Source organism: Roseovarius sp. D0-M9, from assembly GCF_037083805.1.
Taxonomy (GTDB): Bacteria; Pseudomonadota; Alphaproteobacteria; order Rhodobacterales; family Rhodobacteraceae; genus Roseovarius.
In genome coordinates, this window is sequence record NZ_JBAPKZ010000030.1 from 1 (window position 1) to 22,825 (window position 22,825).

Annotated in this window: 26 protein-coding genes; 2 read left to right on the forward strand and 24 right to left on the reverse strand. The window is 62.3% G+C overall.

What is annotated here, in order from left to right; genetic code table 11:
- Positions 1 to 565 precede the first annotated feature (565 nt).
- On the reverse strand, positions 566 to 1,891 hold the full coding sequence (locus V8352_RS16685; protein ID WP_336425436.1) for a 5-methylcytosine restriction system specificity protein McrC: 1,326 nt from the start codon (positions 1,889 to 1,891) through the stop codon (positions 566 to 568).
- A complete protein-coding gene (locus V8352_RS16690) occupies positions 1,888 to 3,678 on the reverse strand; it encodes an AAA family ATPase (protein ID WP_336425437.1) in 1,791 nt (596 codons plus the stop codon). Before V8352_RS16690 ends, V8352_RS16685 begins: the two co-directional genes overlap by 4 nt.
- 435 nt (positions 3,679 to 4,113) lie before the next feature.
- On the opposite strand from V8352_RS16690, the gene V8352_RS16695 reads away from it, so the two are divergent.
- Positions 4,114 to 6,849, forward strand: a complete 2,736-nt coding sequence (locus tag V8352_RS16695; RefSeq protein WP_442971057.1) for a UvrD-helicase domain-containing protein — start codon at positions 4,114 to 4,116, stop codon at positions 6,847 to 6,849.
- A gap of 179 nt (positions 6,850 to 7,028) precedes the next feature.
- Here V8352_RS16695 and V8352_RS16700 read toward each other — a convergent pair whose 3' ends face one another.
- The 9 genes from V8352_RS16700 to V8352_RS16740 form a co-directional block, all read right to left on the reverse strand.
- Complete coding sequence (locus V8352_RS16700; RefSeq protein ID WP_336425439.1) at positions 7,029 to 7,160, reverse strand: hypothetical protein; 132 nt, start codon at positions 7,158 to 7,160, stop codon at positions 7,029 to 7,031.
- 22 nt (positions 7,161 to 7,182) lie between these two features.
- Entirely contained in the window at positions 7,183 to 7,434 is a 252-nt protein-coding gene (locus V8352_RS16705) for a hypothetical protein (protein WP_336425440.1), read from the reverse strand.
- Entirely contained in the window at positions 7,434 to 8,108 is a 675-nt protein-coding gene (locus tag V8352_RS16710; RefSeq protein WP_336425441.1) for a YcbK family protein, read from the reverse strand. The genes V8352_RS16705 and V8352_RS16710 overlap by 1 nt, the downstream gene beginning before the upstream one ends.
- Before the next feature lie 72 nt (positions 8,109 to 8,180).
- The gene (locus V8352_RS16715; protein ID WP_336425442.1) at positions 8,181 to 8,471 is read right to left on the reverse strand and encodes a DUF6127 family protein; all 291 of its coding nucleotides are present in this window, start codon (positions 8,469 to 8,471) and stop codon (positions 8,181 to 8,183) included.
- A 105-nt stretch (positions 8,472 to 8,576) separates the two neighbouring features.
- Positions 8,577 to 9,068, reverse strand: a complete 492-nt coding sequence (locus tag V8352_RS16720; protein ID WP_336425443.1) for a hypothetical protein — start codon at positions 9,066 to 9,068, stop codon at positions 8,577 to 8,579.
- Positions 9,068 to 9,466 (reverse strand): hypothetical protein, encoded by a 399-nt coding sequence (locus tag V8352_RS16725; RefSeq protein WP_336425444.1) that lies wholly within the window; start codon positions 9,464 to 9,466, stop codon positions 9,068 to 9,070. Before V8352_RS16725 ends, V8352_RS16720 begins: the two co-directional genes overlap by 1 nt.
- The gene (locus V8352_RS16730; protein ID WP_336425445.1) at positions 9,456 to 10,133 is read right to left on the reverse strand and encodes a tail fiber domain-containing protein; all 678 of its coding nucleotides are present in this window, start codon (positions 10,131 to 10,133) and stop codon (positions 9,456 to 9,458) included. Before V8352_RS16730 ends, V8352_RS16725 begins: the two co-directional genes overlap by 11 nt.
- A complete protein-coding gene (locus V8352_RS16735) occupies positions 10,133 to 12,682 on the reverse strand; it encodes a phage tail protein (protein ID WP_336425446.1) in 2,550 nt (849 codons plus the stop codon). Before V8352_RS16735 ends, V8352_RS16730 begins: the two co-directional genes overlap by 1 nt.
- Before the next feature lie 15 nt (positions 12,683 to 12,697).
- Entirely contained in the window at positions 12,698 to 13,105 is a 408-nt protein-coding gene (locus V8352_RS16740; RefSeq protein ID WP_336425447.1) for a DUF6950 family protein, read from the reverse strand.
- A 44-nt stretch (positions 13,106 to 13,149) separates the two neighbouring features.
- Between V8352_RS16740 and V8352_RS16745 the strand changes: the two genes are divergently transcribed.
- Positions 13,150 to 13,401, forward strand: coding sequence for a hypothetical protein (locus V8352_RS16745; RefSeq protein WP_336425448.1), 252 nt, complete (start codon positions 13,150 to 13,152; stop codon positions 13,399 to 13,401).
- A gap of 13 nt (positions 13,402 to 13,414) precedes the next feature.
- On the opposite strand, the gene V8352_RS16750 is transcribed toward V8352_RS16745, so the two are convergent.
- From V8352_RS16750 to V8352_RS16810, 13 genes are all read right to left on the reverse strand, one after another.
- Complete coding sequence (locus V8352_RS16750) at positions 13,415 to 13,975, reverse strand: hypothetical protein (RefSeq protein ID WP_336425449.1); 561 nt, start codon at positions 13,973 to 13,975, stop codon at positions 13,415 to 13,417.
- A gap of 17 nt (positions 13,976 to 13,992) precedes the next feature.
- The gene (locus tag V8352_RS16755) at positions 13,993 to 14,580 is read right to left on the reverse strand and encodes a hypothetical protein (protein ID WP_336425450.1); all 588 of its coding nucleotides are present in this window, start codon (positions 14,578 to 14,580) and stop codon (positions 13,993 to 13,995) included.
- Complete coding sequence (locus V8352_RS16760; protein WP_336425451.1) at positions 14,580 to 17,042, reverse strand: phage tail tape measure C-terminal domain-containing protein; 2,463 nt, start codon at positions 17,040 to 17,042, stop codon at positions 14,580 to 14,582. The genes V8352_RS16755 and V8352_RS16760 overlap by 1 nt, the downstream gene beginning before the upstream one ends.
- Positions 17,035 to 17,193, reverse strand: coding sequence for a DUF7697 family protein (locus V8352_RS16765; protein ID WP_442971058.1), 159 nt, complete (start codon positions 17,191 to 17,193; stop codon positions 17,035 to 17,037). The genes V8352_RS16760 and V8352_RS16765 overlap by 8 nt, the downstream gene beginning before the upstream one ends.
- 68 nt (positions 17,194 to 17,261) lie before the next feature.
- Positions 17,262 to 17,699 (reverse strand): hypothetical protein, encoded by a 438-nt coding sequence (locus V8352_RS16770; RefSeq protein WP_336425452.1) that lies wholly within the window; start codon positions 17,697 to 17,699, stop codon positions 17,262 to 17,264.
- Entirely contained in the window at positions 17,699 to 18,637 is a 939-nt protein-coding gene (locus V8352_RS16775; protein ID WP_336425453.1) for a phage tail tube protein, read from the reverse strand. Before V8352_RS16775 ends, V8352_RS16770 begins: the two co-directional genes overlap by 1 nt.
- Before the next feature lie 24 nt (positions 18,638 to 18,661).
- Complete coding sequence (locus V8352_RS16780; RefSeq protein WP_336425454.1) at positions 18,662 to 19,081, reverse strand: acyl-CoA transferase; 420 nt, start codon at positions 19,079 to 19,081, stop codon at positions 18,662 to 18,664.
- Positions 19,082 to 19,178: 97 nt separating this feature from the next.
- Positions 19,179 to 19,562, reverse strand: a complete 384-nt coding sequence (locus tag V8352_RS16785; RefSeq protein WP_336425481.1) for a hypothetical protein — start codon at positions 19,560 to 19,562, stop codon at positions 19,179 to 19,181.
- 5 nt (positions 19,563 to 19,567) lie between these two features.
- A complete protein-coding gene (locus tag V8352_RS16790; RefSeq protein WP_336425455.1) occupies positions 19,568 to 20,275 on the reverse strand; it encodes a hypothetical protein in 708 nt (235 codons plus the stop codon).
- A 90-nt stretch (positions 20,276 to 20,365) separates the two neighbouring features.
- Positions 20,366 to 21,010: a DUF6441 family protein gene (locus V8352_RS16795; RefSeq protein WP_336425456.1), complete on the reverse strand. Its 645-nt coding sequence runs from the start codon at positions 21,008 to 21,010 to the stop codon at positions 20,366 to 20,368.
- Positions 21,007 to 21,321 (reverse strand): head-tail joining protein, encoded by a 315-nt coding sequence (locus tag V8352_RS16800; RefSeq protein WP_336425457.1) that lies wholly within the window; start codon positions 21,319 to 21,321, stop codon positions 21,007 to 21,009. The genes V8352_RS16795 and V8352_RS16800 overlap by 4 nt, the downstream gene beginning before the upstream one ends.
- A gap of 10 nt (positions 21,322 to 21,331) precedes the next feature.
- Positions 21,332 to 22,354 carry a major capsid protein gene (locus tag V8352_RS16805; RefSeq protein WP_336425458.1) on the reverse strand — a complete coding sequence of 341 codons (1,023 nt, stop codon included), beginning with the start codon at positions 22,352 to 22,354 and terminating at the stop codon, positions 21,332 to 21,334.
- 55 nt (positions 22,355 to 22,409) lie between these two features.
- Positions 22,410 to 22,790: a head decoration protein gene (locus V8352_RS16810; protein ID WP_336425459.1), complete on the reverse strand. Its 381-nt coding sequence runs from the start codon at positions 22,788 to 22,790 to the stop codon at positions 22,410 to 22,412.
- Positions 22,791 to 22,825: the final 35 nt, after the last annotated feature.

Below are 22,825 nucleotides of genomic sequence, written 5' to 3' on the forward strand. Positions count from 1 at the left end.
AAATCAAAGACTTAACGCGTAAGTGATGGAATTTAATAAGTTATTGGGATCGCTGAAACTTTGGCTCATAACCTGAAGGTCGTAGGTTCAAATCCTACTCCCGCAACCAAAAAACTACGCGATATCAAACGCTTAAAGCCAGACCTAATCAGTCGGGCTTTTGCGTTTGCAATCTACATCAACGCCACATCAACACCGTACCAGAAAAACCGCACCAGCACGCAGTGGCCTGCATTCGCGTGCAAAGAAGCGCGACTCATTATCAGCCAGAGCACGTGACCGGATTAGACCGCCCATCGCTTTACAACTGGCCCCGCCAAAAATCCCGTGGCAGCATCGTGCTATGATCACCTTCCGCCCCTTTTCCGATGACCATCCCGATCTTGCGCATTCAGGATGAACAGGGGTGAAGGCAGTGGCGGCAAAAAGCAGATCCAGCGCCTTGCGCGCCGGGCCGCTGGCGAGGATCGCGGCGATCCAGCCCATCACCTTTGCCCCCCGTTTCCAGTCACCGATCCAGGCGGAAGGCGACGGCGATGCGGATCAGCAAGTGCAAATGGGAATACTAGGCTGTCGCAGTTTCCGTGGCGGGCCTTACAACTTGTGTGAGCAAGCCACGTAACTTTGCTACAGCGTCGGCAGGGTAGTGGGGCAACGTGGCGAAGCCGATCCTTTTCCCATCTTCGAGGCTCCATGGGCTGTTCTGCTCGGCATGGGGCACGACTGGCCTTGATGGATCGAAAGGATAGGCCAAGAGACCCCAAGTATTCATTCCGACCGGCGCTTGAAAACGACCTAAGTAAGCCGCCATCTGGTACAAGTCTTCGCGCTGCGGACCATTTGGCGAATTTGCAGTCGGGTGAAGTGATTTGTACTTGGCATCAACCACACCCCTTATCACAGGGCCTGCGAAAAGGATGGCGTCGGGTATCAGCGTGCTCATACCTTGGCCTGAGACATCGCTGGAGAGCAGCTTCTTGGTTGTTAGCTTCTCGCGGGTGCCGTGAGCAACGGTCAGTGGTGTGGACGCCTTCCGCAACACGCTGAGGACGTACATCTCCCACAATTCCGCAACGTCAAGCAGAACCCCTTTGGTTTCGCCTATCGCATCAATGTCTGCGGCTAGGCCCCTTCGATTTGCAATTTGCCGCGACAACTCAGCAATAGGCGCAAAGCCAGCCGTAATTGGCGTATAGCGTATCCGTTCGAGTTCAGCCTTCGTAGGGACGCGTGGTCTAGACCCGGTGACAGACATGAGGTGGATAAGGAGTTCCTTTGCACGCGCTGGTAGCCACATTTCATCAGGAACCCCGAGCCAGCGTCGTAGAACCTCGTATGCGGCGACAATCGCATCGGACGCTGCGTGATCCAACGACCTCTCTGACTGTATGGAAACCACTTGCCCGCTGCCCGTAGCGATCAAGCGCAATGACGCAGAAATATCAAGCCGACCCCTGATCGTCGTGCCTTTTGTGGAAACTTCTCGGCGAAGTGCCGGCAGCCCATGTCGCGCAGCATCGACGAACCCGTGAGCCCAAACAGATGCCAAAAGTTGAGCGATAAATGACTCGTCTTCGCGTAGTTTACCCGGTGTTTCGGTCAGAACGACCGACGTTGCCTCGAAAAGCCAGCTCCTCAGAGCAGCCATCCCAAAACGGGGTTCAATATTTAGGCTATGCCCCTCAAAGGAGATCGACCCGACGTATCGTCCGGCCCACCAAGTCCCGTCCCAAGAGGAGTAAACAACGGGCTCATCCTCGTCCCGGTCACCAGAAATGGGAATAACGAAATCAGAGGCTTCGACATTGGTTGCTAGCTTACGGAGCCAATTGGCTTCGGCAGCATTTGGTTGGGGGGTGAGTGGCGAACAGTCGCGCGCTACAAGCTTCACACGGTCACCGATGGCTTGAGGAGAATCTTCGACAGTCGGTCTAGCTCAGCATTTCGTGCGGACGCATCCAGTCCGGCGAGGTACTGCTCGAGCAATGGGCGAAGGGAAAGGTTCCATATCTGTAGAACTGGCTCCAAAGCATCGCCCTTTTTATTCCAAAGGTAGTTCTGTTTGCGTGTCGGCCGGGCGCCGAGGAAATTGCGCAAGAACACGACTGAATCGAGCAAATAAGTGTGCCCAATCTCGTATTGTGCGCCGAGCAACGGGCTGTCGTGGATCTCCTGATTCAGAGCCGCTGCTGCTGCAGCCAATTTGCGGAAATCTGGTTCGATGCGTTTCCAGTCCAAGCCAGACTTCAAGTTTCCCCAATTTGTTTCAGCGGCATTGAGCAGTGCTTCGGTGTCGAACGGGCACAGCAGCCACAGGAAGCGGCGGCGTAGCGCGAAGTCAATTTGCTCAATAGATTGGTCAATTAGGTTCATTGTGCCGATCACGAACAAATCGTCAGGGATGCTCAGCTTCATTGCAGACCCATCCCTGTTGTGTGCTGGAAGTTCAATCGTCTGATTGCGATCCTCAAGCAGGGAGAAGCATTCGCCAAGCATCCGACTCAGATCCGTGCGGTTCATTTCGTCGAGAATCAGGACGTGGGGAAGTCGCTGCGAACTAGGTTGCTGCTCAATGTTCTCGATCAGTTTTGGAAGGTAGCCAGCTCGATATTCTGTACCACCATCACTTGAAATGTGGAGGGCGCGAATGAATTCTTCGTAGCTGTAAGCCGGGTGCAGCTGTAGTCGATGCACGTTGTCGCGGATGGCCACGTCTATGGCTGATTGCGACTGGAAATACCTGGCGGGGCCCATTTGGTTCAATGCTGCAGATCGGATGACGCGCTCAGCAAGCTTCTTGGCGCGGAATGTTTTGCCAGTCCCTGGTGGGCCGTAGAGGACGATTTGTTTCTTATGCTGGATGATTTCCAGCGGTGCAGCGTCAGTTGCGCCCTCGCTTTCATCGTACCAAGCCTCGACAAGTGGCGACCGGTAAAAGTCGAGCGACTTTTTGGGCAGCAGTTTTTCGAGCTCTTGCCGTATTGCCAAGATTTCCCGATCATCATTATCGGGTTCGGTAGTGACTAACCCGGAGAAAGCCCTGATGACCCTGCGCTTGTGATTGCCGCTGGCAATGCGCTCGAAGTGATCAGGGAAGAAAAGGTGAAGAAGCATGTGCCGGAGTTGCCTTGAATCGGCCTCATCAATGCTATCCACGAGCTCTTGGAAGAGCCACGGATCAGTCGCCACCACTGCCTGTCGATCCTTTGGAAGCTTCTTCCATGCGATGGCGAGTTCAATCAGAAATGCGATCTCAAACGGCCGACGGGTGTTGTAGCCTTGGCCCCCACTGCCAATGCCATTGGTGAAAGCGCCCGATACAAGGTGGGATTCCGGTAAAGTATCGTCGCCCCAGCTGAGAACTTCGTTCACGAGCTGTCGCTTGCGAATGCCACCAACACTGGACGGAAAGAGGAAGTACACACTCAAGATTTCGCCAGCTAAACGTGACACATCCTGCCCTGCTTTGCCGACTTGGTCTTTGAATTTGTCGGTAAACGTCCGGTCGCCTTCGTCCGGGGTCGCGACGAAGGCTTTGTGAATTTGTTCCAGAACGTCGGGACGCCACACAGATGCGTCGCCGAACAGCAGAGAGCCATTGCGCAAAAGACAGTCGGCGCGAAATAAGACTGCAGCTTCATATATCTTGCTAGTGTGGTCTCCTGTGTATCGCGCCATCTATTCTGCTCCCATCAGTTTGCTGAGCATAACACCCAACCTTTCCCATTCGGCATCCCGCCTTATGGCATGCGCCCACAACCCGTTCTGCGTAGTGGTAATCTTGGAACAGCTAGCATGTTAGATTCCTGCCCGCCATTGCGCGCACATAAGCTGTAATTTCTATGGGTTGCCCATCTGCAGAGGAGAGGCGCAACTGGGCTAGCTCCATGAACGCAGGTTACCTCATTGATTCGTTTGCAACAAATGCCCTTATTGGGATTAATCTTGAACCCTTGGGGCTCGACTGCGCGCGGACTTGAGCTCCGCGGCGATGATCTGCATGCGGCTGGGCGTGGCACCGTCGTTTCGCTTGGCTCGGTTATTACGCCGCCGACAGTGCGCAAAGGCCTCCTAGGCACAACGATCACGATCAAAACCAGCGGGCAGTTCGAGATGATCCTGCGTGGGGCTCGGTTTTCCGAAACAACTGCGTTTGCGAAAGCCGTTCAGGATGCTTGGATCCATTTCAACATCCGCGCTTTGGAAGGCGAAACCGCCCGGGTCCACCGTTTGCTTTCAGCAATCGAAGAATTGAAAGCGCCCCGCCGCTATCCTTCGGCGTGCCGCCTGTCGCCGATATTCACGGATGCAAGAGCACTTGATGGCTCTCTCTTGTCGAAACTTCGACCAGAGGCCCTTGGGGTCGCCAACCGCAGCAGGGTTCAGGCGATCAGAGACTTTGTAGCAGATCCCAAGTCTGCGAGAGAGACGGCGATCCGCACATTTGTGGATGCGGAACTGGTTCGATGGGGGGCATTCTTTGATACTATTGAAACAAAACCGCTCTCGCCAGAACAGCGGCTGTCGGTCGTCGTGGATGAAGATGCGACGTTGGTGCTGGCTGGAGCGGGTTCGGGCAAGACTAGCGTCATCACGGCAAAGGCCGCATATTTGGTTAAGGCGGGCATTCGCGAGCCGGAGGAGATCCTGCTGTTGGCATTCGCGAAGAACGCGGCGGAGGAGATGTCGGAACGGGTCGAGGCACGGTCAGGCGTGCCAATCGTCGCGCGGACGTTCCATGCCATTGCCTATGACATCATCGGCATCGTTGAAGGGTCAAAGCCCGCTCTAGCCGATCATGCCACCGACGACATGGCCTTTAGCAATCTGATCAAGCAGATCCTGAGGGACTTGGTCCACAGGCTGTCAGACGTATCGAAGGCGATCATCCAGTTTTTCGCGCATTTCCTGGTCGAACCGAAGACCGAATGGGATTTCCAGACCAAGCACGAGTTCTACACCCACATGGAAAGCCAGGACCTGCGAACGCTGCAGGGCGAAAAGGTTAAAAGCTACGAAGAGCTCCAGATCGCCAACTGGCTTTATGAAAATGGCGTCGAATACGAGTACGAACCTGTCTACGAGCACAAGATTCCCGAAACCGGCAGGCGCGACTACCAGCCGGATTTCCGCCTGACTGAAAGCGGCATATACATCGAGCATTTCGGTGTGCGCCGCCAGAAAGCGGCTGGTGGCAGCGAACGGCTGGTCACGGCACCGTTTGTCGAGCGCGACGCATATTTGGCTGGCATGGAATGGAAGCGTCAGGTCCACGCCGATCATGAGACCACCCTGATCGAGACATACAGCTACGAGCGGCAGGAGGGGCGTTTGCTGACAGGCCTTGCGGAAAAGCTGGCCCCGCATGTGACCCTTAAGCCCCGCCCGGCCGATACTATCTATGACCAGATCGTCGAGCTCAAACAGGTCGATGACTTCTCGAAGCTGCTGGGGACCTTCCTTCGCAAGTTCAAAAGTGGTGGTTACAGCCTCGCCGACTGCGAAACCAAATCCGAACGGATGAAGCTTGGCAAGCGGGCCAAGGCGTTCCTGGACGTGTTCGCGCCGGTCTTCGAGGAATACCAGAAGCGACTCGAGGGCCGGATCGACTTTGAGGACATGATCCTTCGCGCCGCGCAATACGCCGAGACCGGCCGCTACCTCAGCCCGTTCCGCCACATTCTGATCGACGAATTCCAGGACATCTCGCAAAGCCGTGCGAGGCTGGTAAAGGCGCTGAAGTCCCAGCATTCGGACGTGCGCATCTTCGCCGTCGGCGATGACTGGCAGTCGATCTTTCGCTTTGCCGGGTCCGACATTCATCTGATGCGCTATTTTGGGGCCGAATTCGGTGGCAGCTTCGGCGACGAGTCGGGCGTGCACAGAACAGTTGATCTCGGTCGAACCTTTCGTTCTGTCGACCAGATCGCTTTCGCGGCAAGAACCTTCGTGCTTCGCAACCCTGCCCAGATTGAGAAGCAGGTCATTCCGGCCGGAACAGCAACAGAACCGTCCATCAGTATCGTGGCCGTGCCGCGCGCCGAGGAAGAGCGAAAGCTGTCTGACGTCCTCGCCGCATTGTCGGAACGGCCGAACAAGGACCCCAAGCCAGCAAGTGTGCTGCTGCTTGGTCGGTACCGTTTCAATGAACCTCGCATGCACGAGTTGCGGCGCCGATTCCCGCAGCTGCATATCACCTTCAAGACCATTCACGCGTCGAAAGGCCTGCAAGCCGATCACGTGATCCTCTTGAATGCCGACAGCGGTCGGATCGGATTTCCTTCGGAGATCGTTGACGACCCCCTTCTTTCCTTGGTCTCACCGGAAGAAGAGGCATTTCAGAACGCGGAAGAACGGCGCGTCATGTATGTCGCAATGACACGAGCCCGCCATACCCTGACGTTTCTCGCCTCGCACGTGCGCCCATCGTCCTTTGTCACCGAACTCAGGAAGGATCCCGCCTACGGCATAGTTGCGGTGCCCGATGCGGAACCGGAAGTCCATGTTTGCGGAGAATGTGGCGGACGGTTGCTGGGAGTGACGGGGAAGGACAGTCGCATCTGGTATCGTTGTGAGCATGTCCAGCATTGCGGAAACCTGCTTCCTGCATGCCCGTCCTGCAGCACCGCTCTACCACGCCAAGCGGAGGAAACGAACGAGGTGCGATGTGGTTGCGCTGCCAGTTATCCGACCTGTCCTGAATGCAAAGATGGCTGGCTGGTCGAGCGCAGCGGTAGATACGGGGGGTTCCTCGGCTGCGTTCGCTATCCAACCTGTATTGGTAAAGCGAAGATTTCGACCACAGAACGGCCCGCCGCCGTCAAGTCGAGGCGCCGAAAACGGCCCTGACATCGAGTGCACAATTGTGCCCTTTTCCGTGCGCGACAGAGGGCGAGGTCGCATGCCATCATGTCCAAGCAGCGACTCGCTGCCGTTCTTTGAAACCGTGAATCCGTGAAACGGGCCGGGCGTGACATTGCGGTCGAGGCGTCAGGCGCTTCCCGCTGGGCACTTGCCAGGCCCGATCTTCACCCGCACGCCCGCGCCTGATCACGCAGGACGGCGTAATCACTCAGCATCCGAACGATCATTGCGCCTTCGGGTAGCGCATCCACGTCGGCAGCGGCGCGCGACTGTTCGGCAGCGCTGTAGTCTACCACGGGCGGGCAGGATGACGGCCCGCTAGAGCCGTCCATCGCGCAGGCGCCGAGCCAGAGCATCGCGGTCAGCAGGGCGACGGCTGGCAGCGTCGAGCATCTGGCGGTGGATTTCATGGGTCTTCTCCGATGTCTGCAAGCGTTCCACCAGCCGTCCCGTGCGCTCACCGGTGCGGCGGAAGCTGAGCAGGAACAGGGCGATGGTGATGGCGGCCAAAAGCAGGCCCAGCGCCTTGCGCGCCGGGCCGCTGGCGAGGATCGCGGTGATGAAGCCCATCACCTCTGTCCCCGTTTCCAGTCGTCGACCCTCGCGTGGATCGCTACAGCGATCCCACCGAGCGCCAGCGCGATGAACACCCAGCGCAGGGTGTCGAGGTAGGGCACCAGCGGCAGGATGGCAGACTGGGTCTCAGTGAGGACATCCTGCGCCACTTCCACCCCTGCCGCGCCGATGGTCGCCACCCCAGCCGCACCGCCGCCTTTCAGGGTGCGGCTTTCCGCCAGGACCTCACGTGCGGGCGGCACCTCGGCCACGAAGGAATTGGCGCGTGCGGGGAATGGCTCGCCCCAGAAACGCGCGGGCCCGGTATCAACATGCATGAAACCTGAGCGCGGATAGAAGCCAAAGCCGAGGAACCCGACCTCCCGCGCCGCCGCCTCGAACGCGACCGGATCGTGATTCGACATGGCGATGTCGAAGGCGGACCCATCCATATGCTTCGAGCGCGTAGCGCCACCGACAGCACGGTTATGCTCCGGGCTGCGATAGGCGGAGCGGACGATCAACGGCTTGCCCAACCGGTCGCGCAGCGCCTGCAGCGTGTCCAGCGCAGGTTCGTTGATCAGCAGCTTGCCCGTGCCGCGGCAGGCAATTTCGGCGGGCGAGAAGTTGGGCCAGCGCCAGGTGCCATCCGGCACATCTCGCCAATGGCGATAGAAGGTCGTGGTCATGGGTCCTCCAAAACAAAAAAAACCGCCACATGGGCGGGTGCGGTTGGGCAGATGAATTGGGATGAGGTGCCGCTATGGACTGCCGCCGAAGATCTTGAGCTTCAGGGCGATCCCGGCCAGCAGGGCCAGCATCACGCCAGTGGTGATCATGCGCACGGCGGTCTGCATGGCGGTGCGCCGCACCAGCCGAATGCAGTCGAGCAGCGACCGCAAATCACGGATGTCGAGCGCGGCCTCGTCGCCGTCGAGCCCGACATCGGCCAGCGCGCGCCTGGCGCCTTCCTCGGCCGCGCGTGCCAGGATCGCCTCGAACTCCGCATCCGGCATGCGCACGAACTCCTGATCAGAGCGCGGTGGTGTCATCAGAGGCTCCTTCTCCTTTCCAACGGTCGCAAGGGATCCGGAAGCGCGTTTGATGGGATGCGATACAGCCAGCCGCACCCGTGGTTTGCCCGAGGCCTCCGGTGTTCATATGAGCGCATAGCTGCGGAAGAAGACGTCGAGCTCATCTGCGCCTCTTTGCTGCGCGCTGGCGAGCAGGATCACGAGTGGATCCATCCGTTCGACCACCGATGGTCTGAGCGCGCGCGCCCGAGCCGCGAACCGCTGCTCTGCCGGCAAGGTCTCGATGAGGGCGCTGACGGCCGCTGGAAGCTGGCCTGCGAGCCAGGCCTCGCCTTCCGGCTCGCTGAGCCAACCCTCTGCCACCAGCCCGATCAGCAACTGGCTGAAGCTCAGACGCATCCCGGCGCGCTCGGCGGCCAGAATGTCTTCGGGCGAAGGGCCCTTTGGCGCGACATGGTCGGCCGGACCCATCTGCCGGGCGGCGGCATAGATATCGCGCCCGTGTGCTTCGATATCCTGCGGCGATGCGGTGAAGGGGATCCAGCCCAGCTCTGGGTGCGCGACCTCGCAGTCGATGGCGCTGGTCGCCGTGTAGACGGGGTTTCGGATATCCATCATGCGATCCTCAGCCAGAGAGTGGCCCCATACATCGTGTAGGTGGCAAATTGTCCGCCGCCCATGCTCTGGGATACCTGGACCACGTGATCGTAGAGGCCCATGCAGCGCCATGTCCCCGAAAGGGCCGCACCCGGGGTGAAGGCCTGTGCCGGGGCGCCGCTATCGGCGAACCTGCTGGCGGCGCTGGTGGGGGTCAGCGCGCTGCCGGCGCGTGTCGCACCAAAAGCGGCATCCGAGGCAGACGTGCTCGTGGCAAAGACATAGGTCCCGACGCCGCCCGCGCTTGCCGCCGCAATGACAGCCAGAGTGTCGGAGGCCGGCGCATTGACGATCCGCGACCAGTCGATCTGTCCGCTGTCGTCGATGATTGTGGTGCTTCCAACCTTATAGGCCATGAGACCCTCCTGCGGAGCGATCGCGTTTCAGGTGCTCGACCTCGTCGGCGAGTTCCTTGATGGCCTCGATCAGAAGGCCGGTGATATTGCCATAGGCGACGGAGAGCTGGCCGCCCGCATCTTCGTGCACGACCTCCGGCAGAACCGCTTCAATCTCCTGGGCGACGACCCCGATCTGCCGTGCGCCATCCATGGTAAAGCGCACGCCGCGCAGGCCTGAGACCAGCGCAAGCGCATCCGCGATGGTCTCGACGTCAGATTTCAGCCGCGCGTCCGAGGAGGAGACGAAGTTCGGCGCGGTCACCACGCCGGTAAAGGTGGCCCCCGCCAGAGCCGCCTTTTCCGCGATCGTGGCATCATAGGTCGCCGCCGATTTGGTGGCCATGCTGCCGAGCCCGAGATTGCTGCGCGCCACGGCTACATTCGCCAGCCCCGCGAGGTTGCCTGACGTATCTAGCAGCGCATCCCAGCCGGTATTGGTGGCATTGCGCCGCCGCAGCACCGGCGGCGAGACGGAGAGGTCGGCCCAGAGCATACCGGCCACCGTGGCCGCGGGCGGCGACGCTCCCGCGTTCGTTGAGTGCAGCGCTTCGATTACCTCGTTGATCCGGGCGCGAACGGCCGCGCCTGCATCGTTCGCGATGACAAAACTGGGTGTTTGGGACATTAAGCCACCTCGTCGGCATAGAGCCGCAATTGTGAGACGATGGGCGTGTAGGACGCATCCTTCGTCGTCAGATATGCCCGCGCCTCAATCGCGCGCGCTTCGACTTCATGATTGTCGAGTCGGCCCCATGTCCCCCAGCTGGGGCTGGTGCCGGGGTCGTCATCGGTTTCTCGGATCTCGAAGAGCACATCGATCTCGGCTCCGGCAGCGCCGTCAAAGTCGGCCCATGTGTCCATCAGCCCCGTGCGCGCATCGATCAGGTCGTTGAGCGCGAGCGCGGCAACACCGATCTCGGAGCGCAGCCGGACGCGCTTCACCGCCCCGAGATCGAGCCCCGCGGCAAAGTCGTACTGCCCCTCCATCGCCGTGACCTGCGCGGCGCCGCTTGCATCCGTGGCCGTTGCCAGTGTGAGGCTCGAGCCCGCCACCTGCAGACCGCTCTTTTCGCCCATAAATCCTGGATCGGCCTGCAGATACGCCAGGGTGGAGAAGGCAATTACCTGCGCGCCCTTGGTCGATACCCGCGTCTCGGGACCCGCGCGCCCACCACTGTCCTCGGCGCGCAGAAGGTAAGTGCCCGGCTTCAGCGGAACCACCGCGATGGCCTCGCCACCCGAGACCCGGTCCATCGAATAGCTGTCCGCCCAGGTGGCCGTCGCCTCTTTGGAGTGCCGGATCACGATATTGCCGCCCACCCGAACATCGGGATCGGCTGACCGCGTCCATTTGAGGATCGCAAGGCCTCCGGCCGTCTGCAGCGTGACATTGCCGAGCTGCGCCGGCGGCGACGCCAGTCCCAGGATCTCCGCAGTCCTTTCCTGCCAGGAGGAGGACACGCCCAGAACCGAGACGGCCTTGACGCGGAACTCCCAATCCCCCGGCGCGATGTCGCGGATCTCGAGGCTCAGCCCGTCGGTGCGCCCGTAATCCCTCCAGGCAGCCTCGCCGACCTGCCGGGCCTCGAGCCGGTAATCGGCAACGATGCCCGAGGGAGCCGGCTCCCAGGAGATCCGCGCCAGAACCTTGAGGCCGCCGCCATCCCGCGTGATATAGAGATCCTCCGCGATCTGCGGCGCGCCCGGCGCAGGGATATCATGCGCATTCGGCAGGGATGTTCTGGGGGCGGCCGCATATACCTGCTCCTCCGAGGCCGACCAGTCATAAACCAGCGGCGAGGTCTCGCGCAGCACCAGCTCTGGCAGGAGCTGCGCCGTATCATTCGAAGCGGTGATATCCAGGCTGACGCCATGGACCTCGAAGGGTTTGGCGTCAAAACCCCAGCGGGCGTAAGAGAGCGTGACCACATCGCCGACGGTGGCAGCCCAGGCCGAGAGCTTGCCCGAAAGCCGCACCGTCATTTGCCGCCGCGCGCGTTCCAGCTCTATCTTGGCAAGCCGCTGCGCCATCGCAGCCGAGATCGTGAAGGGCAGCGAGATGTCGCGCCATTTCTGCTCGCCGCCATCCTCCGCAAGATAGACGTCCGAGGCATAGGCCGGAAAGTCATCGGGTTGCCAGTTGTTCTCGGGGCTGACGAACTGGCCCCGCACGCCATTGAAGCTCATCGACATGGTCACCCGCGTGGCCAGCGTCAGGCCGCCGACCCGGACATGATCCGACGTGAGCGCCACATCAGGCGCGCGCCAGGCCCCGGCATGGATCCGCCAGGACCCGCCCGAGAAGGCACAGCGCCCGGCAAAGGATGAGAGCATCCCTTCGATGACCGTTTTCGGGGCCTCGGAAAGTGAGATCACCCCGTTGCAGGCATAGCGTGGCTCCGTCCCGCCACCCGCCAGCGGCACGGTCTCGTCGCAGATATTGGCGGCCTCGACGAGCGCCGGCTCATCGATCCCGTCAGGGGCTCCGATCCCGGCCCCGATGCCCCAGGTGCTGTTCGCCATGTAGTCGGCAAGGCAGAGCGCGGGGTTTTCGGAATAGCCCGCTTTTTGCGTGCGCGGATCCCGGATATCGTTCTTGCCCTCGATATCGACCGTGATGTTCGGAATGCCGCCCGGAAAGGCATTCTGGTCATAGGTGAGCCTCAGCCGGATGGCCGCACAGCCCCGGAGCCGGTGGTCTTCCGTCCATTTGTCCGGAAGCGCAGCCTTCAGCCCAGGGAAGGCCGCCTGGTCGGCATCGCCCGTTTGCTTCTCGTTGAGGACCTTGCCGGTCCAGCGGCCCTGGGCCACCCCGGCAGCATCGAGGGCCATTTCCCCCTCGAAGTAAACGGCGCCGATGGATTTGACGCGATGTGTCGCCAGCACGATCACCAGATCGAGGAATGTGTTGCCTGCTCCCGAGGAATGCAGAAAGACGATGACCCCACCCTTGCGCGTGCGGCCATAGACAAGATCGCGTGGCACGACGGGCTCGCGGATCGTGACCGTGCGGGGCTGCAGCGTGGCCTTCGGCTTGGGCATCAGGGCTTGCGAGGCGTAGGACAGAAGGAGCGTGCCGCCGATCCTGATCAGCGCCGCGCCAATCCCGCCTGCGGCCAGCACGCCGCTGATCGCCCCCGCGATCGCGGTGACGGCTGTGACGATGAAGGGCATCGATAGGTTCCAGTATCAGATTGGCCAGCCAAGCCAGCAGGAGGTGAGCGGCACAGCCACGAGACCCTCTGGCGCCATGCCAACGGCCGAGGCCCCGGTGCAGATACCGAAGCCAAGGCCGGTGTCAGCTAGAACAATGTCGCCGCGCTGTGCCAGGAGCACTGCTGGGCGGGGCGTGCCGAGCAAGGCCCGGCCCATGTCCTCGAGCGAGCCCCAGCCGAGGCGGCGCATGACGCGCTGGCCACCGAGCGCCGTGGCGTAGCGCCCGCGCCAGAGCGCGGCCACATCCTCCCCACCAGTCAGGATTGCCCGCGTTTGAAACGCGAAGGTCGGGCAGTCATGAATGCCCCAGGCAAAGGGGGTGGCACGTGCAGTATCGATCGCCGCTACAAGGCGGCGTTCCCAGTGCTCGATGCGATGCATCTTTTATCCTTGTCTGGAGACTCGCGGCGGGCCAATCCTTCGGCATGCGCGCTTTTGATTTTCCATTCGAGACGGTCGAGATCAGTTGCCCCGTTTGCGGTCGGTTTGGACGATACTCAAAGCAGCGGTTCGTCGAACTCGTCGGTGCGAACACGGCGCTGCCGACGGCGCTCGACATCATCGCCAAGGATTGTTCGGAGGATCGGCCCAGCATTGCGAACATGCAGGGAAGGTGCCGGGCTCAATATCCTCAGCTTTTGAGGATGAACTCGATCAAAAACACCCATCAGTCCTGATTTAAAAGGCCGGTCATCCCCGCCCCCAGGTAACTTCCCTGTCCTGGATCGCGGTCACGTATTCGAACCCAAGATCGCCCGGATAAAGCACCTGCTGACTTTCATGCGTATAGCGCCAGGTGCGCGCCACGGTCAGATCGATGAGCCGGCTCTCGTAGCTGATCGTGATCGTGCAGGTCTCGGCATCGTCCTTGATCTCGGGCACATCGAGGCGGCCGGAGAAGGCCTGGACCGGATCGGCGATAATGCTGCCGTCCTCGCCCAGAAGCCCCAGCCAGATCCGGCCGGGCAGCCCTTGCCGCGCCTCCTCTATCGCCATCTGCACGAGATCCAGCGGCACGCCCGACAGCGACACGGCCGTGCCGCCCGCCACAACCTCGCCGGTTTCCTCCAAGGAGCCGAGGCCTAAGAGCGATCCGGCGCCAGCCCAGCTCTGGCTGTTCCAGCTGACCTCGCCCAGCCCGGACCAGATCCGCACCCAGCCACTGGCGAACTGACCCTCGAAGAAGATCACCGGGCGCAGGCTCTGATCCGCCAGCGCCGTGGCAAAGGAAGCAGTAATGTCGCGGCTCATGTCAGAGGACCTTGCGGTTAAAGAGCTTCTCGGGCGGAGATCGTGAACCGGTGCTGGTCGGCTCGGCTGATGACGGTCGGCACCGGGGCTGTCAGCCGCAGCAGGACCGATGGGGCGTCCAGCCCGATGGGCGTGCCAAGCTGAACGGCCGCGCGCAGGGACGGCACGAACTGCAGAGTTGCCTCACTGCCCAGCGGCGCGACATCCTCCGTCAATTGATAGAGCCGCGTCGTGACGCCCGAGCCCAGCTGGAAGAAATCACCAGCACGCAAAGCCAGTGTCCAGCCGGCCGTTTGCAATGTCGACGCCCCTGAGCCCTGCGCTTCGGTGACATAAGGATCGCCCGAGCCAGGCGGCACTTCGATCGACGGGTCCGGAAAGAGGAACCGGCCGCGCAAACCGCCGAGGGCTGTGAAGAAGGCCGAGAGACGGCGCGCATTGGCGCCCTGCGTTATGGCCATCTCGATCTGGTACTCCCACCAGGACGCGCCCCAGTCCTGGATCTGGGATGTTCCGGTAAAGGGGGACCGCGCCTCAGCAACGGACGTGACAAGGCGTCGCTCGAGCGAAGACACGAGCGTCAGTGGCAGAACCGGGATCGTCATCAGATCACTTGCCCCCTGCGCCGGCCATCCGCGACGCTTTCCTTCGCGATCCGTGCGATCTCCGGCATCGCAGCCCGAAGCCGGGCATCGATCTGCTCGGCCACGCCCGCCTGCGCGCCGCGCGCGTCAATGTTGAGTGTGATGCCGGGTGCAGCCGTGCCCGCCCCGCTGTAGTGTGCCGCCTCGCGCCGGTTCAGCACCCGCTCACCCCGCTGCAGGATGGTTGGCACCTCATCCGGGCGAAGACCGGCCCAACCGCCGGCATGCATGCGCGGCGCCCCGGCGAAGGCGAGCGCCGGAACCCGCCGCGGGTGGCCGGACATTCCGACAATGCCACCTGCATGTGACACGGCCGCGGTTACGGACCCACCGCCAAAGATGCCCGATAGCGCTGTTGTAAGCGGGCCGAGAACGGCGCGTTTGAACGAGAGCACGGCAAGATCGGCCAGTATCGAGCGCACCAGCCCCTTGAAGTCGAACTTGCCGGTCTCGACGAAGCTGCGAAAGGCGGTTTCAGCGCCGCGGAAGGAGGCCGTGAGGGTCTCGCCGAGACCCTTGCCCCACTCCATCGCAGTGCGGGCATAGCCCGAGAGCGCCTCGGCAACGGCGCGCCAGCCGGTTGCGGCTTCTTCTGCGCCTGCGGCAGCCTGAGCTCCGGCCTGGCGCGCGGCGCCGCCCGTGTTGGCGGCCTGGTTGCTGGTTTGCGCAAGTGCTGCGCTCACGCGATCCGCAGAGACGCTTGTTGCCTCCAGCGCGGCGGCACCCTCATTACCAGCTGCCGCAACGGCATCGCGCAACGCAGCCCAGGACGAAAGCGGGGCCTTGGCCGCGGTGGCCAGATCCGTTGCCGCCTGCCGGTAGGTGTTGGCGGTGCCAAGCGCTTTGGCCGCGATCGCCTCCAGCCCAAGATCCGGCGCCGTGAGCGGACTCTCCTCGAACGCCTTGCGGAAAGCCTCGGCCGCTGCCGTGCCTGCATCAGCCGAGGCCCCTGCAAAGGGATTTGCAATATCGCCGAGGCTGATATCGCCAATCTCTCCGAAGGTGGTCTCGATCCCGACAGCGGCCAGCGCGCCCCGAAGCTTGCCGGTGAAGGCATCGATCCGCCGGATCGCGCCATTCAGCATGGCCTCGATCCCGCCCAGCATGCGGTTGGCGGCGGAGAATACCAGATCCCCGATCACGTCCGGCAAGCGTGACCAGATCTCTTTGATGGCAAGAAGCGCGCCCTCGAAGGTATTGGCGACTGTATTCCCAAAGCCCACCACGCTCTGGATTGCGTTGGCCATGCTCGACGCGGCATCGGCCTTGAGGTCATGGAACATCGCCGTGGCACTGGCCCCGGCCGCAGATGCCCCCATTCTGATCCGGTCCCAGACCTCGACGGCGACGTCCCGTAGAAGCCGCATGGCCTCGCCGAAGTCGCCAGCACCGGAGGCCAGCCGGGTAAACCAATAGACGAGCTCGCCCGCGCCCACGATCAGGGCGCCGATCCCGGTGCGAATGAGCGCACCGCGCATGACCACCAGGGCCGTGGCGAGCCCGCGCACGGAAAGGGCTGCAGCCGCCATGCTGGCCACCCAACGTCCGGCCAGGAAGGCCGCAAACGTGGCCGCGTAGGTGGTCAGGCGACCTATATTGTCGAAAAGGCCGCGAATGGCGCTGCCGAGAGGGCCTGTCCGACTGGCCATGGCGGCCATGGCATTCGCGACCGCTTCGAGCGCGGGGGCTGCCGCAACCGCCAGCTGGTTCGAGAGACCCCGCCAGATCAGGCCAAGCCGTGAGATCGCATCATTGCTGCGCTCGATCTGATCCGCGTCTTGCTCCGACACGACCACCCCGAAGGCGCGCACATCCTCTGTTGCCTGACGCAGCGCTGCGGTGTCGATCCGGCTCATGGCGATGGAGCCTTCCTCGCCGAAGAGCTGGCCGGCGACCGCGGCACGTTCGGCGGCTGGCACGAAGCTCTCGATAGCGGCATTGATGGCGCCGACGCGCTGATCCAGCGGCAGGGCAATCAGATCGGTGGCAGACAGGCCAAGCCGGTCCAGCGCGTCTGCGGCGGGCCCGGTCCCGGCGGCTGCCTGACTGAGACGGCGCGTCAGGTCCTTCGTCGCCTGCTCAATGCCGGACATTGACACGCCCGCAAGCTCTCCCGCGCGCTCGAGGGCCTGGATCGAGGCGACCGTTGTGCCCAGAGATTGCGCAAGCTTGGCCTGCGCATCGACGGTTTGAAGCCCGGAGCGAACCATCGCGACGCCGGCAGCCGCAGCGGCGGCAACGGCCGCGGCGGCAGCGACTTTGACCCGCCGCGAGAAGGCCGCGAGCCGGGCGTTGGCCGCTTCCATCTCGCGGCTGAGCCGCCCGAAGCCGCGCGACCCCGCTTCGCCGACGCCTTCCAGCTCGGCGCGCACCTGCCGTCCGCCGACCGCAGCAAGGCGGACAGAAACGCGTTTTTCAGCCATGGGAATGTTCCATCTGTTCGTTGAGTTTGGCCACCATCACCGCCTCGATGACGGGCAGCAATTCGGCCATTGCGACGGGCGGGATGCCCAGCGCGTCGCCGAGCGCGAGTGCCGCGTTCAGATCCCAGCCGATCACCGCGCCGGGCAGCACGCGCAACTGACCGCCGAGGCGGCCTACTAGGTCCCAGACCTGCCAACCGTCATGCGTGAGTGGCTGGTTCAGCCGCGCCGGGCAGTCTTCGCAGGTCGATTCGCACGCTTGGCAGTAGCGCTCGCCCCCGCCGAAGGACCATTCGGCGAGAGCGCGGAGACGTTTTTTTCCTGTTCCAGCAGCAGACCCTTGGACACGTAGCTCAGCTGGAAGGCCTCGAAGATCGGCCAGAGGTCGAGAAGTGCCTCGATTGCGTCCGGACCCGGCTCGATAGGATTGCCGTCTGCGTCGCCGATGCCCTCCCATGAGATAATGGCCCGCCGCGCCAGCGCCTTGGCGAAGGCGACGGCGCGCTCCTCGTCGGTAGCGTCCTCGGGCACTGCCTCCACAACGGGATCGCTGCGCGTCGCCACCATCAGCGCCGTGGTCAGCGGGCGAAGCTGTACTTGCACCCCGGGCGCCAGATCATGCCAGCGCGGTGCGTTCGTCAGATCGAGCGTGAGCATCAGTACGTCTCCACATCATTCACAAGGGTTGCGGTGCACATCCGGCCAACTGTGCTGTTGCGCGCCGCCTGCCAGTCGAAGGTTGCCTGAACGCCCTGCGGCCCGGAAATCTCGATCCGCGGGCGCGGCAGGTAGACTGCATGCACCGTGAAGGTAAAGCTCGCGCCAGAGGGCAGCCCCCAGGCGAACTCAAGCTCGCAGGGATCGCCATTGACCGCCTGCGTCACCAGCATCTGGTCTGAGAACCGAACCTCGATCGAGCCAGTCAAAGCCGCGATGGATGGGTCTGCCCCATCAATGCGCCCGTCCGAGCGGATGGTCTCGATCCGGTCGAGGTTGTTGGCATAGGTGATGTCGGCCGAGACCACATTGCCGAGCGCGGTGCCGTTCCGGGTGATCGCTCCGTTGAAATGGCCGAAGCGCTTCAGTTCGAGAGCGGCTGGCGTGCCTGCGATCGTCGTCGTGCCCACGGTCTCGCCCTGCGCCACCAGCCGGGCCGTCGCAGTGAGCAGCCCTGAACGCTGCATCTGCCAGTTGATCTGGTCGAGAACGCATCCGGAATACACCGCATAGCGCGGCACCTCTGGCATGCCGGTCTCGATGGACATGCTGGGTAGCGTCCACGCCCCCGACTGAAACTCATGGGTCCAGGGGCCGGTGCCGGTTGTATCAGGATCGCCGAAGGCTGCCTTCAGCCAGAAGCCGAACGCCTCGGCATCGAGCGGCACAACGACATCGCCATCGGCCGTCACCGCATCCTTGATCGGGGCCAGCGGATCGCGGCCGTAGCCAAGCAGTTCCGAGTTCAGCAGCGGTTGCTCCGCGCCGAGCGAGGTGCTGGCAAAGGGCATCTTGGTGAACCCGCCCACCGGCGGCGTTCCATAACTCGTCTCGAACGCAAGCGCCATCTGCGCCCGCGCCCCTTGGGCTCGTGCCATTGTGTTCTCCTTGGATTGTCGGGATCAGGCCAGCGGGTCGGCCGTTGAATAATGCAGCACCACCGAAATGACGGCAGCCTTCAGACTGGCCGCGCCCTCGATTGGCAGATCGACCGGGCGCGGTGCCTCCGCCTCGACCCAGTCGCAGAGGCCGCCCAGCGTGCGGTCCGCTGCAATTGCTAGCCCAATACTGGCGGTCAGCGTGTCGAAGGCGGCGTCACGGTCCGTGCCCTGCACGACCGCTTCGATCTCGGCACGGTGCTGGTAGTGGTAGCGCAACGGCGAGAGCGTGACTTCGGGCTCCCCCGGCTCGCCATCGCGCAGGATCAGCAGGCCATCGCTCGGCACGCGCTCGGGCAGCACCTCGCCGCGCAGGGCCGTAGCAGGCAGCGCCGAGAGCCGCGCGCGCAACGCGGTGAGGATGGTTTCGCGAGGTGTGGGCATTCTAGCTTTCTCCACGCAAAATCACCGCCGCACTGGGTCTCGGTGTGCTAGGCCCATCAGAGCGGAACAAAGAGTGTGGTCTGATCTATCTGGTCTATCAGATCTGGTTGAGCTTGGTGCTTTTCATCGGAATTTCGAACATTGCACCGCCACCAACCAGCTCTGCCTGTTTCTCGATAGTTTCCCAGAGCGCCATCAGCCGCTCCATTTGCTTGGTCAGCTTGGCCCTCTGAAGGCCTGGCGCAAGGAAGAAGCCAACCAACTTCGACCCTTTGAACGCTTGTTGTTCGGCCTTGTTCTTGGCAATCCGCCGGTCAGCAGAAATAATGATCCAGTGGCCCTCTGAATTCAAAGAGGCGATCCATTCGGTGTCTTTTACCCCAGGGCCAAACTTTTGTCTCAAGTGAATTATTTCGTGCTTGCCAGCGAAAAGGGCCGCGAGTGCCTTCGCCATTGCTGGGGGGAGGTTTTCATCAACCATCACCTTCAAGCGGCCAAAAGCTCCTCATGGAACCGGACCGCATCCTGTACAACGGACTTGTCGACTTCATACATTGCTGCGACGCGGGAAATTGAGCCCTCGGCCTTCACGGCTTCGGCCAACACAATCGTCGGCACTCCTGAAGCGGAGGCTACTGGCTGACCAAAGGATCGGGTTGGGTCCACCACGATACTGTCTTTGCTTCGATAGGGCCGCCAGCGCGCGACAATGTCGCCCTCCAGATCCAGATCTTTGAAACTTTGCTCGACCACTTGCTTGAAAACGTACTGTTTCTGCTTGAGGTCAAGTAATTTCGGCTCGCCTGCGGCCTCTAGGCTCTCCAAGAAAATTGTTCGTCCATCGGTCCGGAAACGACCAGACGAAAAAGGTCTATCCGTTTGGATGCACTGTTGAGCATAGTCCATGCAGTTCCGAACGGCCTTCAGTCCGATTCCCTTCTCAAGAAAAGCCCGCACAAAGCGAAGCTCAATCAGGTCGCGAAAGCTCAGCTCGATGTCATCGTCGATCTTGGGAATATCCGGCTTCCAAAGCGGAGGAACATGCCGAACTTCGTCATTTTTCTTGTTCTTGTAGTCGTAACCGTCCAACCACCGCCGCAAGTTCCGCGGAGGTGCCTTCAAAAGCTTCGCAGCATCGGCCACAGAATATAGGCCAACCCCAACGAACTCGTGGATGGGCGTCTGTTGGTTCATCGTTTCAGTTTGTAGCGAGGCTGTCGCCGAAAGCAACTGGAATGCTGGGACCGGGCAATCCTGCTAACTGGACCAGAAGCCAGACCGCGGCTAAGTTTTGCGCCCTTGTCGACCCGCCGCCACCCAATTCGCCACGATCAACCCCGGCACGGCGTCATGCGCCCGCGCTGCATCCCGCGCCAGATCGAGCCGCTTGGGCAGCTTCACCTGCGGCACCAATAGAAAGATCGGCACCGTTGCCACGCCGCGCCCGGTCTTGGACCTGGACGCCACGGCCCGGCCCTTGGTGTTCAACCGTCCTTCGGCCACGAGCAGGCTCGGCCCTCTTCGACGATAGACATAGCGCAGGCGCAGACCGGTGCGGCGCTCCCACTCAAGGGGCGTGATGCGCCCGCCTTTGCGGCTTTTCCCAGCAGCGGGCGTTGGGATCGCCAGCCAGAACCCGTCCTTCGAGCGGATCAGCGGGCCAGTGTCGTGCGCTCCCACGATGACCGGCGCCTTGGACCAGACCAGAGCGGCTGCGTCGAGGCTTTCGCCCGCCCTCGGAAAATTCTGGTTCCGGATCGAGTTCGCAAGCCGTCGCCCCATTCCCGCACCGGTGATCTGCAACCGCCAGTCGGATTTCAGCCCGGTCCCGGCCTCGCGCATAGCAGCAGACACAGCGCGTTCGCCTGCCGCAACCTCCGCTGCCATCATCGCCACGATGTCCGGATCAATGTCGAGCTTCAGCTTCATGACGGCCGCAGGTCCAGCGTCCAGATCAGGCGGTCGCTGTCACGCACAGGCTCTCCCTGGATCGTGAAACTGTCAGTGCCGATCACGATCAGATCGCCCGGGCGGGGATCAGGCAGGTCGGAAACCCGTACATCCAGCACCATCGTGTCACTGAGAAACTGGGCCGCGCCAAACTCGGTGATACGATCCGGGGCGCGGCGGATCACCCGGATCGTGCGTTCGTCTGAGGTGACGGCGGACATCCACAATGCGACCACCGCCATGGACGGGTTGGCGAAGATCCGGTCCATAGCGGCGGCAAAGACATTCATGACGCGCCGGTCAGTTCGAGGTGTGCAGGCGGATCGCGATGCGCGGCCGTTTGTTCACCGGCAGGATCGAGGCTTCTGTCATGAGATCGATCCAGCGGCCTTTCTCGTCCAGATGCTGGCGGGCGTAGAGCGGCAGGCCCATGGTGTTGGCCGCTTCCAGCAGGTTGGCCGGGCCGCCATAGGTGGTGAAGGTGTCCATCGTGCCAAGCGGGAACGCGATGCCTTCGCTGGCCGGAACCAGCCGTTCGCTGGCGTTGGTTGAAAGCGTGACGGTGCCCGAATACTCCTCGAACACGATGCCTGCGAAGGGGAAGTTGCGGCGCATATCCTCGCGCAGCGGCTGGGCTCCGGTGGCCGCGTAGAACTTGTAGGCCTCCTCGGTCTTCGGGTGCGAGATGAGCTTGTCGAAGAACTCGCGGCTGACCAGCGCATGGACCGAGGACATCGCCTCGCCCAGCAGGTTGTCTTCCACCGCGCGCAGCACCTCGCGGACCTTGCCCTGCACATTGGTGCCCGCAGTGCCGAGCAGGAAGTCCACCGAGATTTGCGCAAGCCCGAACTCGGTGAAGTAATCGTAGAGTGTTGTCCCGGCCCCGTCTTTGACGATCCCGCGCAGCGCATTCATCTCCATGTACTCGCGGGTCTGGGCGTGCTTGCGGCGCATCAGCTGCAGCTTGCGGTTCATCACCTCAACCAGTGGATCGGCCGCATCGAAGACGCCCAGCGCCGGGCTTCCCTGGATGTCGCCCGGCAGGATCACGTCGTCATGCGGGATCCATGGCAGGGCAAAGCTGCGCATGGCACGCCCTTCGCGGGTGCCGACCGTGGCGGGGCCGCCCAGCGGTACCGAGGGCAGCAGGTTCAGCACACCCTCGTATTGCTCGATGATCACCGACCGCTGGCTGACGCCTTCGAAGCGGAAGAGGCCGATCCGGCCAAGGCGGGTGTAGAGGTTGGGCAGGATATTGATGGCCTGCGTCATCTCGGCCAGCGAATAGCCGCCAGCGTCAAAGGGATTGCGGACAAGGGTCATTGGGGGCTCCGGAGGGAAAAAGGGATAGATGTGGATGCGCTGGGCTGGTTCGGGATCAGACGCCGTCGCGGGCGATAATGCCGACGGCGGCAAGCTGGCCGATCTTGGTGGTGATCTTGGCGCTGTCATCGACGGTGACGTCGTAAGCGAGGCCTGCCCGCGACACGATCGAGGGCCCGCGCGCGATCACAATGCCGCTGGCATCAGCAAGGGTGGCGTCGACGGCGTGGAGCAAGACGGCCGTGGCGGTCTGCGCACCATCAGCGCCGCCGCTGGTCGCCAGCTTATACTTGCCGCTGGCGGTGATCTGGCCGAGCACCGAGCCGACCGGATAGGGCATGCCTTGCAGCAGCGTGACCACTTCGCGGGTGTAGTTCGGGTTGACCTCATATTTGAGGACATCGCCCATGCTGGGCGGTTCCGTCAGGACGGGCATTGGTCAGTCTCCATGTTTTGGGGGTTGGGCGCGGG